The following is an 11524-nucleotide window of genomic DNA, read 5'->3' on the forward strand; positions in this document are numbered from 1 at the left end:
AGCGCGCTCCCTCTCCCGCTTGCCGGAGAGGGGTGGGTGAGGGCGCCCCGGGCACAGAGCTTGCGCTTGTAGTCAGGGCATCACCTCCGACTTCCGCATTCACCTTTCATGTTGTTGCGCTGCGCAACAATGCTGCATTGCCCACCGCCGAAGTCCGAACTGATCGCCACGCAAAGTTGTGATCCCGGCGCGACCACCATGCATTGACGGCGGCGGAACTCGGGTTCTTAATCGCCCCAACTAACAACAAGAAGCACCAGCCATTCACCAGGGAGGAGCGATCATGTCGATCTCCGGGAAGCTTGATCCTGTGGTGCGGCGCGTGACGGTCGCCGACATTGCCGAAGCGTTCGGGCAGGGGCTGCGGGATTTTCAGGCGGCGCCCGCCTATGGCTTGGCGTTCGGGGCGTTCTACGCCGCGGGCGGCATGCTGATCCTGGCCTGTCTCACCGCATTGCACATGGTGTACTTCGCCTATCCGCTCGCCGCCGGCTTTGCGCTGCTCGGGCCGTTCGTGGCGCTCGGGCTGTATGAGGTCAGTCGTCAGCGCGAGGCCGGGCGCAAGCCCTCGGTGATACAAATCGTCGGCCTGATCCGTAGCCGTAGCGAGCTCGGCTGGATGGCCTTCGTCACGCTGTTCCTATTCGTGATCTGGATGTACCAGGTCCGCCTGCTGATCGCGCTGTTCCTCGGCATCGGCGTGTCGTTCGGCAGCCTGCATGAGTTCATCTCGGCGGTGCTGACCACCAACGAGGGGCTGGTGTTCCTCGCGGTCGGCAATTGCGTCGGTGCCGCGCTGGCGCTGGTGCTGTTCTCGCTCACCGTGGTGTCGTTTCCGCTGCTGCTCGATCGCGACGTCGACTTCGTCACCGCGATGATCACCAGCGTCCGCGCCGTGGTGACCAGCCCGCTGCCGATGATCGGCTGGGCCGCCACCATCGTGCTGCTGCTGGTGGTGTCGGCGCTGCCGTACTTCCTCGGCCTCGTCGTCACCCTGCCGGTGCTCGGCCACACGACGTGGCATCTCTATCGCAAGATCGTCGCGCCGGTCGCGGCCGAACTGCCGGCGAGCGAGCCCGCCGGCAACGTCGTGCAGATGCCGCAGGTTGCCTCGCGCGGCTGAGCGCGGCGCTTAGTCCGGCAATCCCGGAATGCGGATGCCGCGCCGCTTCAGCGCCGCGATCATCCGCATCGGCGGCTGCATGGTGATCTTCGGCGCGGTGCCGGTCTCGAGCAGGCTCTTCAACGCGGACAGGATCGCCGGCCAGCCCTGCTGTCCGCCCGACAGGATGTCGTCGTCGAGCGGGTGTTCATGAGCCTCCGTCATCGTCAGCCGCACGGCGTCGCCCGCCGGCTCGATTTCGTAGGTCACCAGCGTGCCGCCGAGCGCTTCGACCAGCCCCGGCCAGCCGACGTTCCAGGTCACGCTGAGCCGGCGTGGCGGATTCCAGTCGATCACTTCGCCGCCGATATGGAGCGAGCCGTCCGGCGCCGTCATCGTCAGCGTGCCGCCGCGACGTGGCTCGATTGTCACCGTGTACCCCGAGAAGTACTGCCGGCTGAACTCGGGCGAGGTCAAAGCTTCCCACACCCGCTCGGCCGGCGCCGCGATGTAGATGGTGTAGATGGTCTGCGGCACCCAGCCGCTGACGTTGGTCATCACGCCGCTTCCGCGGCGACGTGTGCGGCCACGTCGTAGGGCAGCGGCTGACCGGTTTCCAGGATGCTCTTCAGGCTCGCCAGCACCATCGGCCAGCCGAACGCGATGCTCGGCAGCGTCGCGCTGCCATCGGCGAAGCGTTCGTGCGTGACGGTGAGCTTGACCACGTCGCCGAACGGCTCGATCTCATAGGTGACGCGCGACGGCTGCTCCTGCCGCATCGTCTCGTCCCACACCGATATCCAGTCATATGCCAGCCGCCGCGGCGGATCGGACTCAACGATGGTGCACTGGTTCTTGATCTCGCCATCGCGCTCCATCGTCATCACCGAGCCGACCTGCCAGTCGGAGCGCAGCGTGCAGTCCATCCAGTAGCGGCGCGTGAACTCGGCATCGGTCAGCGCGTGCCACAGCGCGTCGGGGGTGGTGCGGATGTAGGTGACGTAGGCGAATTCCGGTCTAGCCATCACGGTCCTCCAGTCGTCGTTTGAGGTCGCTCAGCGCCGTCAGGCGCCCGCGTTCGAACTTCCTGATCCAGCGCTCGCCGATCTCGTGGATCGGCACCGGGTTGAGGTAGTGCAGCTTCTCGCGGCCGTGCCTGACCGTGGCAACCAGATTGGCCGCCTCGAGAATCGCAAGGTGCTTGGTCACGGCCTGCCGCGTCATGGCGAGGCCGTCGCAGAGATCGCCGAGCGTCTGCCCGTTGCGGGCGTGGAGCCGGTCGAGCAGCGCCCGCCGCGACGGGTCAGCCAGCGCTTTGAAGACGTCGTCCATGGCGATGATAATAGGCAACCACAAGGTTGCATGTCAAGCGCAGCAGTCGCCATGACGTTTCGGTGGTCGATGGCGCGGGACCTGCCTGCTATGTTGCGGATGGACTCGAACGTGAATGGGAATGCCGATGTCGCTCGAACTGTATCTGACGTACGTAGCCGCCTGCATCGGGCTGGCGTTGTTGCCTGGGCCGGTGGTCACGCTGGTGATCGCCAACGGCCTGCGTCACGGCACGCGCGCGGCGCTGCTCAACATCGCCGGCGCGCAGCTCGGGCTCGGGCTGGTGATCGCGCTGGTCGCGGCTGGCCTCACCACGCTGATGGCGACGATGGGCTACTGGTTCGATTGGGTGCGGCTCGTCGGCGCCGCCTATCTGGTGTGGCTCGGCATCGGCCTGATCCGCAAGCCGGTCGAGGGCGTCAGCACCGATGCACCGCCGCCGGTGCCGCGCGGCGGCTTCTTCCTGCAGGGTTTCCTGGTGCTGCTCGCCAATCCGAAGGTGCTGGTGTTCTTCGGCGCGTTCATTCCGCAATTCGTCGACATGCAGCGCGCCCACGTGCCGCAGGTCGCGCTGCTCGGCGTCACCTTCATGGTGATCGCGGCGATGACGGATGCGATCTACGCGCTGCTGGCCGGGCGTGCGCGGACGATGTTCTCGTCGCGGCGGACGCGGCTGCTGTCGCGTATCTCCGGCGGCTTCATGATCGGCGGCGGCGTCTGGCTGGCGCTCAGCCGCGCGAAGTAAGCACTTCTCGCCGCACGTGTGCCCCGGATGCGGCGCAGCAGGCCGCGTAGCGGCGTGGTGCGCTGCTGATCCGGGGCTCCGGTTGCTCGGATCAGAATAAGCGTGGTCCCGGGTCTGCGAAGCAGCGCTACGCGCTGCATCGCACCCGGGACACGGATTTGTATTCGGCGGGGCGATTAGGCCTGCACCGCCGCCTTGTCCTGCACCGCCGGCTCGATCGCCGTCAGCACCCGCGCCAGACGCTCGGCCCATTCGGCCTGGCCGGCCTCTTCGGCGATCTGGTCCTGGCGGATCTCGATGCCGGAATTGATCAGGCCGCGCGCCTCGCCGTGCACCGGGATCGAGTAGTCGGTGCCGTCGGTCACCGCATAGGGCTGGTTGTCGCCGACCACCAGACCCTCTTCGCGCCGCAGTTCGGCGAGCAGCTGCGGCGGCAGCACGGTGTCGCGGTGATACAGCGTGCCGATGTGCCAGGGCCGCGCCATGCCGTGATACACCGGCGTGAACGAATGCAGCGACAGCAGCACGGTCGGCCGGCCGGCCGCGAGCCTTGCGTCGATCACCGCGTCGATGCGGTCGTGATACGGATCGAAGATCAGCCGGCGACGCTCCTCGGCCTGCTCGCGCGTCAGCCCGTCGTTGCCGGGGATGGTGGTGATCTCGCTGACCAGCGGAATCGAGCTCTCGGCGCTCGGCGGCCGGTTGCAGTCGATCACCAGCCGCGAGTAGCGCTGCGCGATCAGATGCGCGCCGATCGTGTCGGACAGGCGCTCGGCGACACCGGCGATGCCGATATCCCAGGCGATATGTCGGGTCAGCTCTGAATCGGGCAGGCCGAGATCGCCGAGTTGCGGCGGGATCTTGCGGCCGTAATGATCGCAGACCAGCAGAAAGGGGGATTGTCCGTCCGGATTTCGCTCGATCACCGGAACCTGTCCGGGCTCGAGACGTAGTGCCACCTGCGGTGCGCCGTCCATCTGTGAAGTGCCTATCAAATCAGCAATCCGCCCCTGTTTACGCTGGTATCGTCTCGTTGTCCCAATGTCGAGATCTATGCATCCTTCATGCCGCTCCTGACGATTACCCACCATACCGAGTATTACTACGCACGCCCGGTCGCCTTCGGCGAGCATCGCGTCATGCTGCGGCCGAGCGACGGTCACGACCTGCGGATGCTGCAGGGTTCGCTGGTGATCACCCCGCAGCCGGCCTCGCTGCGCTGGATCCATGATGTCTTCGGCAACAGCGTGGCAATCGCAAGCTTCGACCAGCCCGCCACGCGGCTGAGCTTTCACTCCACCGCGATCGTCGAACACCATCCGAGCGAGGAGTTCGCCCTGACGCCGGACGACCGCGCATTCTTCTATCCGTTCCTATACGACGAGGAGGAATATCCGGATCTCGAGCCGTTCATCCGTCCGCATTACGGCGATCCCGAGCACGAGCTGTCGTCCTGGGCGCGCGGCTTTCTCGACGATGGTCCCTCGACCCGGACGTTCGACATTCTCAGCCGAATGACCCACGGCATCCGCGACGCCTTCAGCTATCGCAAGCGCCACGCCCACGGCACCCAGCATCCGCTCGATACGCTGCAGACCGGCTCCGGCACCTGCCGTGATTTCGCGCTCTTGATGATCGAGGCGCTGCGCCGGCTCGGCATCGCGGCGCGGTTCGTCTCGGGCTATCTGTTCGTGCACGACGAGGGCGAGGGCGGTCATGTCGGCGGGGGCTCGACTCATGCCTGGGTTCAGGTCTATCTGCCGAGTGCCGGCTGGATCGAATTCGATCCCACCAACGGCATCATCGGCAGCCGCGATCTGATCCGCGTGGCGGTGGCGCGGGAGCCATATCAGGCGATCCCGTTGCACGGCAGTTACGTGGGCGGCGCCGACGACTTCCTGCGGATGGAGGTGCGGATCAAGGTCGCCTCGGCCGACGCCGCCGCGCCGGCGCAAGGCGCCGTGGTGCCGGCCTAGCCGGCGGCGATGGGATGTGATCTGGGGACTCGATGCTGGACCGACTGTTCGTCTATGGCACGCTGATGCACGGCTACGATCATCCGATGGCGCGCTTGCTGTCGGACAACGCCGATTATCTCGGCGCGGCGACGATGCCGGGCCGGCTGTATCAGGTGGCGCATTATCCGGGCCTGATCGAAGCCGCCGCGGCCTCCGATCGCGTCGTCGGCGACGTGTTCAGGCTGCACCGGCCGGCCGAGCTGCTGGCGCAGCTCGACGACTACGAAGGCTGCGGCGAGGGCTGCGAACAGCCGGCGCCGTATCGCCGCGAGATCGCACGCGTGACGCTCGCGGCCGGCGGCGACCTCGAGGCTTACGTCTACATCTACAATTTCGATGTTGCGCGGCTGCGCCACATCCCGTCAGGCCGGTTTGCCGACAGCATTGGCTGATCGCGGCGACGCGGCCTTCTCGCATGCGGTCTCGTCATCCCGAGCTGCGCACGTTGCGCGCCGCGACGGATGCGATGCCTGCGGCCCGTCCGCCGAGGCCCACCGCGGCGCGCCATGGCGCGACGGGCAGCTCAAATGACGGCGGTAGCAGGTTTGTCCGCTTCGATGGCAGCCGACAGAACGGCGCTAACGACCGAGATGCAGTTCGACGTGGGCGTTGGCCGCCAGCGGCAGCAGCGTCAGCCAGTCCGGCTGCACCGGCTCGGTCAGGCAGAAGCTCGGGAAGTCATAGGTCTCGACCGCTGCGGTCGCGATGGTCAGCGCATCGCCGCAATCGTCGCATTTCCACGCGTGGATCGCATAAACCCCGTCGACCGACTCCACGCCGAGCGAGGTCATCTCCACATTGCATCGGGTACAATTTGCCATGGTTCTGGCTCCAGTCGTTTGACGCTGGTCCGCAGGGGCCGGCGCAGTGAGCCCTGGCCTTGGTTATCCGTTCTCCCCGACTCCCCCGCATCCGCAGGGTGCGGCACTGAGCGCTCGCTTCCGCGGTGCAACAATGAGCCAGATCAAATCTGCTGCAGATGCGAAGGAAAGTGGATGAAAGTGATCAGGCGGGCATGATTGAGCGGGGTCCCATCATTCCAGCGCTCCTCCGTCTGAGGATGAGGACTAACCCCGAGCCGCAGCGCGCTCCCTCTCCCGCTTGCGGGAGAGGGCTGGGGTGAGGGCGACACAAGCACAGTGCCTGCGAACGACCCCGGGCCGAGTGCCTGGGGCCCCCCACCCCCGACCCCTCCCCGCAAGGGGGAGGGGAGAAGAGGCGCCGTGCTTGAGGCTTGCGCGATGCGGGCAATCGCTCCCTATGAGTCAGCCTCGCGCCGCAGCGCGCTCCCTCTCCCGCTCGCGGGAGAGGGTTGGGGTGAGGGAGCCCCAGGCAGTGAGCATGCGATGTGCCGCCGGCATCGGGGCGCTCTCTGACTGCGGGATTCCGGGCTCGCTTGCTGCGCGAGCGCCCCGGAATGGCGGTGCTCCTGGCGAGACGCCTCTTGAAGAGGCCGAGTGGATCGCAAAGCTAGTTTCGATGTTACTTTTGTCCGGTATAACCCTGTCGGATCCTGTCATCTGTGGCGCTCTTAAACGCGTTGGCGGTGTCCACCGCGTCAGCCAAGGTTGTTCATGCGCTTCACGCCGCAATTTCTTGACGAGCTGAAAGCCCGGCTTCCGGTGTCGGATGTCGTGGGCAAGCGCGTGAAGTTGAAGAAGGCGGGGCGGGAGTGGAAGGGGCTGTCGCCGTTCCAGCAGGAGAAGACGCCGTCGTTCTTCGTCAATGACGAGAAGCAGGCGTGGTTCGACTTCTCGTCGGGGCGCAACGGCTCGATCTTCGACTTCATCATGCTGACCGAGGGCGTCGATTTCCCGGAAGCCGTCGAGCGGCTGGCCGGGATGGCCGGGCTGGCGCTGCCGGCGGCGACGCCGGATGCGGCGCGGCAGGCCCAGCGGCGCAAGTCGCTGTACGACGTGATGGAGCTGGCGGCGGCTTATTTCGCCGACAATCTCGCCTCGCGCGCCGGCGCCCGGGCCCGTGGCTATCTGGCCGATCGCGGCATGCTGCCGTCGGTACAGGTCAAGTTCCGCATCGGCTACGCCTCGGCGGAGCGTTTCGCGCTGAAGGAGCATCTCGGCAAGCACGGCATCCCGGTCGAGGACATGATCGAGGCCGGGCTGCTGTCGGCCGGCGAAGACATCCCGGTGCCGTTCGACAAATTCCGCGACCGCGTGATGTTTCCGATCACCGACATCCGCGGCCGGGTGATCGCATTCGGCGGCCGGGCGCTGGAGAAGGACGTCGCGGCGAAGTACCTGAACTCGCCCGAGACGCCGCTGTTTCACAAGGGCGACAACCTCTACAACCTCACCACCGCCCGCAAGGCGGCGCATGACGGCGCTTCGGTGATCGTGGTCGAAGGCTATGTCGACGTCATCGCCATGGTCACCGCCGGGTTCCCCGGCACCGTCGCGCCGCTCGGCACCGCGCTGACCGAGAACCAGTTGGCGCTGCTCTGGAAGATGGCCGACGAGCCGATCCTGTGCTTCGACGGCGACCGCGCCGGCCAGAAGGCGGCGTATCGCGCCGCCGACCTGGCGCTGCCGCAGCTCAAGCCCGGCAAGAGCTTGCGCTTCGCGCTGCTGCCGGAAGGGCAGGACCCCGACGATCTCGCCCGCGCCGGCGGCCGGCTGGCGATCGAGGAGGTGCTCGGCGTCGCCCGGCCGCTCGCCGACCTCTTATGGATGCGCGAGACCGAGGGCGGCAGCTTCGCCACGCCCGAGCGCCGCGCCGCGCTGGAGGCGCGGATCAACGAGCTGGCGAACGGCATCCGCGACGAGGTGGTGCGGCGCTATTATCGCCAGGATTGGGCCGAGCGGCTGCGCGCCGCCTTCGCGCCGGCGGGTGGGTTTGGTGGCGGCTTCGGCGGCTATCGCGGCGGCGGTGATTCGGGGCGGCGGGGTGCGCCGCGGGGTAGTTTTCCACAGGGCGGCCGGCCAGCGCCGCGTGGCGGGCAAGGCGCGGCTGCGCCGACGTTGGGGCGCGGGCCGTACCAAATGATGAGCCCGCAGCTCGCCACCAGCCCGATCATGCGCGGCCAGCGCAGCGCGATCTCGCGCCGCGAGGCGCTGATCCTGACATCGCTGCTCAACCATCCCTGGCTGCTCGAAGACCATCTCGAGGAGGTCGCGGCGCTCGAATTCGCCCACCCGGAAGCGCACCGGCTTCGCGCCGCGATCATCGCCGCCTTCGCCCAGGACCACCATCAGTCGGCGGACCCTGCGGAGCAGGCGGAGCGGCTCCGCGCCGACCTGGTGAAGGCCGGGTTAACCGAGCAATTGCAACGCCTTGAGCGGGCCATCACGACCCAGGCGGTGTGGGGCGCCGGGCCCGGCGCGGCGCGTGAGGATGTTCTTTCGACGTGGCAGCAACTCGTTGCCTTGCATCGACAATCTCACTCCTTACTTAGGGAGTTGAAGGATGCCGAGCTGGCCTTGGGGGAAGACGGCAGCGAAGCCAACGTCGCCTGGTTGCGGGACGTCAAGGCGCGGCTCTCGGAAGTGGACGGAACTGAGGCGCTGATCGAAGGATTTGGCGAATCGTCCGGACGGTTCCACCGGGGCGTGTGATCGCGGTGTGCAGGGCGACGCGGCGGGATTTGTGAAAAGACTCGCCAAACCCCCGCATTGGCTGCAAAAACAGGGTTAGTAAGGGCTTAACGGCATTCCGGTAGAAGGCCTTCGGGCGACCATTTTGGGAAACCAGCAAGCGGGATCGTGTCGGGTGGCGTCGGCGAGCGCCGCCCTTTGCGTGTCTCACCCGGCAAGGCAAGTTTGGATGACGGCGCGGCGACGTGACCGGCATGCGCGCGTTCAGGAGCAGTGAATGGCCAGCAAGGCGAAGACGGTTCAGTTGAAGGACAAGGAAAAGGACGACAAGGCCGACGCGCCGGAGAAGGACTCCGCTGACGCCCCGTCGCCGCTCCTCGACCTGTCGGACGCTGCCGTCAAGAAGATGATCAAGCAGGCCAAGAAGCGCGGCTTCGTGACCTTCGATCAGCTCAACGAAGTGCTGCCGTCGGACACCACCTCGCCCGAACAGATCGAAGACATCATGTCGATGCTGTCGGACATGGGCATCAATGTGTCCGAGGCCGAGGATACCGACAGCGAGGACGAAGAGGCCAAGGACGAGGCCGACGAGGAGCCGGATAACGACCTCGTCGAAGTCACCCAGAAGGCCGTCACCGAGACCAAGAAGTCCGAGCCGGGCGAGCGCACCGACGATCCGGTGCGCATGTATCTGCGCGAGATGGGCACGGTCGAGCTGCTGTCGCGCGAGGGCGAAATCGCCATCGCCAAGCGGATCGAGGCCGGGCGCGAGGCGATGATCGCCGGGCTGTGCGAAAGCCCGCTGACCTTCCAGGCGATCATCATCTGGCGCGACGAGCTCAACGAAGGAAAGATCTTCCTTCGCGACATCATCGATCTCGAAGCGACCTACGCCGGCCCCGACGCCAAGGCCAACATGAACCCGGCGATGGCCGGCGAAGGCGGCGAGGAAGCCGCCGCTGAAGGCGAAGGCGGCGCACCCGCGCATGTCGCGCCGCCGGCGGCCCCGCCGTCGCCGACCCCGTTCCGTCCCGCGCAGCAGCGCGGCGCCGCGCCGGCCGAGGCCGGCGGCGCGGGTGGCGAGGGCGCCTCCGAAGGCGAGATGGACGACGACGAGTTCGAGAACCAGATGTCGCTCGCCGCCATCGAGGCCGAACTCAAGCCGAAGGTGGTCGAGACCTTCGACAAGATCGCCGACAACTACAAGAAGCTGCGCAAGCTGCAGGAGCAGGACATCGCCAACCAGCTGCAGAACGAGCAGCTGTCGCCGTCCCAGGAGCGCAAGTACAAGAAGCTCAAGGACGAAATCATCGTCGAGGTGAAGTCGCTGCGCCTCAACCAGGCGCGCATCGACAGTCTGGTCGAGCAGCTCTACGACATCAACAAGAAGCTGGTGTCGTTCGAAGGCCGCCTGCTGCGCCTCGGCGACAGCCACGGCGTCGCGCGCGACGACTTCCTGCGCAACTATCAGGGCTCGGAGCTCGATCCGCGCTGGCTCAACCGCGTCTCCAAGCTGAGCGCGAAGGGCTGGAAGAACTTCGTCCACTACGAGAAGGACCGGATCAAGGAGCTGCGCCAGGAGATCCAGTCGATGGCGGCGCTCACCGGTCTGGAGATCGGCGAATTTCGCAAGATCGTCCACTCGGTGCAGAAGGGCGAGCGCGAAGCCCGTCAGGCCAAGAAGGAAATGGTCGAGGCCAACCTGCGCCTCGTGATCTCGATCGCCAAGAAGTACACCAACCGCGGCCTGCAGTTCCTCGATCTCATTCAGGAAGGCAACATCGGCCTGATGAAGGCGGTCGACAAGTTCGAGTATCGCCGCGGCTACAAGTTCTCGACCTACGCGACCTGGTGGATCCGGCAGGCGATCACCCGCTCGATCGCCGACCAGGCCCGCACCATCCGCATTCCGGTGCACATGATCGAGACGATCAACAAGATCGTGCGCACCTCTCGGCAGATGCTCAACGAGATCGGCCGCGAGCCGACCCCCGAAGAGCTCGCCGAAAAGCTCGGCATGCCGCTGGAGAAGGTCCGAAAGGTCCTGAAGATCGCCAAGGAGCCGCTGTCGCTCGAAACCCCGGTGGGTGACGAGGAAGACAGCCACCTCGGCGACTTCATCGAGGACAAGAACGCGGTGCTGCCGATCGACGCCGCGATCCAGTCGAACCTGCGCGAAACCACCACGCGCGTCCTCGCCTCGCTCACCCCGCGCGAAGAACGCGTGCTGCGCATGCGCTTCGGCATCGGCATGAACACCGACCACACGCTGGAAGAAGTCGGCCAGCAGTTCAGCGTGACGCGCGAGCGGATTCGTCAGATCGAGGCCAAGGCGCTGCGCAAGCTGAAGCATCCGTCGCGGAGCCGGAAGCTGCGGAGCTTCCTGGACAACTAACTACTTCATCGCGTCCTGGCCGGGCTCGACCCGCCTGCGGGGCTGCAGCCCCTTCGGCGCGGTGAAGGCCAGGCGATCCATCCAAAGCGGCGGGCTCAGGCCCGCCGTTTTGCGTTTCTCTGAATGTCCGACTTGTCTTCAACCGGGCTCCATTCGCATCGCGCTCACCCCGCGCCGCAGCCCGCTCCCTCTCCCGCTTGCGGGAGAGGGTTGGGGTGAGGGCGACGCGAGCACTGAATCTGCTAGTTAGTAGCCCGGATGCAGCGAAGCGAAACCCGGGATTTACGGCAGGTCCCGGATTACGCTGCGCTCCATCCGGGCTACGATTCCTGGTGTACACCCCGCGCCGCAGCCCGCTCCCTCTCCCGCTTGCGGGAG

The 11524-nt window shown here is 66.4% G+C and carries 11 protein-coding genes; 6 read left to right on the plus strand and 5 right to left on the minus strand.

The window, feature by feature from the left end:
* The first annotated feature begins 283 nt into the window (after positions 1-283).
* Positions 284-1123: a DUF2189 domain-containing protein gene (locus ACOJTD_RS02025; RefSeq protein WP_420131273.1), complete on the plus strand. Its 840-nt coding sequence runs from the start codon at positions 284-286 to the stop codon at positions 1121-1123.
* A gap of 9 nt (positions 1124-1132) precedes the next feature.
* Here ACOJTD_RS02025 and ACOJTD_RS02030 read toward each other — a convergent pair whose 3' ends face one another.
* The 3 genes from ACOJTD_RS02030 to ACOJTD_RS02040 are packed head-to-tail and all read right to left on the minus strand — an operon-like array spanning position 1133 to position 2434.
* Positions 1133-1660 carry an SRPBCC family protein gene (locus ACOJTD_RS02030; RefSeq protein WP_420131274.1) on the minus strand — a complete coding sequence of 176 codons (528 nt, stop codon included), beginning with the start codon at positions 1658-1660 and terminating at the stop codon, positions 1133-1135.
* A complete protein-coding gene (locus ACOJTD_RS02035; protein ID WP_420131275.1) occupies positions 1660-2127 on the minus strand; it encodes an SRPBCC family protein in 468 nt (155 codons plus the stop codon). The genes ACOJTD_RS02030 and ACOJTD_RS02035 overlap by 1 nt, the downstream gene beginning before the upstream one ends.
* Positions 2120-2434, minus strand: a complete 315-nt coding sequence (locus ACOJTD_RS02040; protein ID WP_420131276.1) for an ArsR/SmtB family transcription factor — start codon at positions 2432-2434, stop codon at positions 2120-2122. Before ACOJTD_RS02040 ends, ACOJTD_RS02035 begins: the two co-directional genes overlap by 8 nt.
* Before the next feature lie 127 nt (positions 2435-2561).
* On the opposite strand from ACOJTD_RS02040, the gene ACOJTD_RS02045 reads away from it, so the two are divergent.
* The gene (locus ACOJTD_RS02045) at positions 2562-3179 is read left to right on the plus strand and encodes a LysE family translocator (protein WP_420131277.1); all 618 of its coding nucleotides are present in this window, start codon (positions 2562-2564) and stop codon (positions 3177-3179) included.
* A 176-nt stretch (positions 3180-3355) separates the two neighbouring features.
* Here the strand turns inward: ACOJTD_RS02045 and ACOJTD_RS02050 are convergent, their stop codons facing one another.
* Positions 3356-4156, minus strand: a complete 801-nt coding sequence (locus ACOJTD_RS02050; RefSeq protein ID WP_420131278.1) for an N-formylglutamate amidohydrolase — start codon at positions 4154-4156, stop codon at positions 3356-3358.
* Between the two features lie 87 nt (positions 4157-4243).
* Here ACOJTD_RS02050 and ACOJTD_RS02055 point away from each other — a divergent pair, with 87 nt between their 5' ends.
* A complete protein-coding gene (locus ACOJTD_RS02055; protein WP_420131279.1) occupies positions 4244-5155 on the plus strand; it encodes a transglutaminase family protein in 912 nt (303 codons plus the stop codon).
* Positions 5156-5187: 32 nt separating this feature from the next.
* The gene (locus tag ACOJTD_RS02060) at positions 5188-5589 is read left to right on the plus strand and encodes a gamma-glutamylcyclotransferase family protein (RefSeq protein ID WP_420131280.1); all 402 of its coding nucleotides are present in this window, start codon (positions 5188-5190) and stop codon (positions 5587-5589) included.
* Positions 5590-5775: 186 nt separating this feature from the next.
* Here ACOJTD_RS02060 and ACOJTD_RS02065 read toward each other — a convergent pair whose 3' ends face one another.
* A complete protein-coding gene (locus tag ACOJTD_RS02065; RefSeq protein ID WP_420131281.1) occupies positions 5776-6018 on the minus strand; it encodes a hypothetical protein in 243 nt (80 codons plus the stop codon).
* Positions 6019-6771: 753 nt separating this feature from the next.
* On the opposite strand from ACOJTD_RS02065, the gene dnaG reads away from it, so the two are divergent.
* Together dnaG and rpoD are read left to right on the plus strand one after the other, a co-directional pair.
* On the plus strand, positions 6772-8769 hold the full coding sequence (gene dnaG / locus ACOJTD_RS02070; protein WP_420131282.1) for a DNA primase: 1998 nt from the start codon (positions 6772-6774) through the stop codon (positions 8767-8769).
* 256 nt (positions 8770-9025) lie between these two features.
* Positions 9026-11146 (plus strand): RNA polymerase sigma factor RpoD, encoded by a 2121-nt coding sequence (gene rpoD / locus ACOJTD_RS02075; protein WP_420131283.1) that lies wholly within the window; start codon positions 9026-9028, stop codon positions 11144-11146.
* Positions 11147-11524 lie beyond the last annotated feature (378 nt).

The organism is Rhodopseudomonas sp. (assembly GCF_048594845.1).
Lineage (GTDB): Bacteria > Pseudomonadota > Alphaproteobacteria > Rhizobiales > Xanthobacteraceae > Rhodopseudomonas.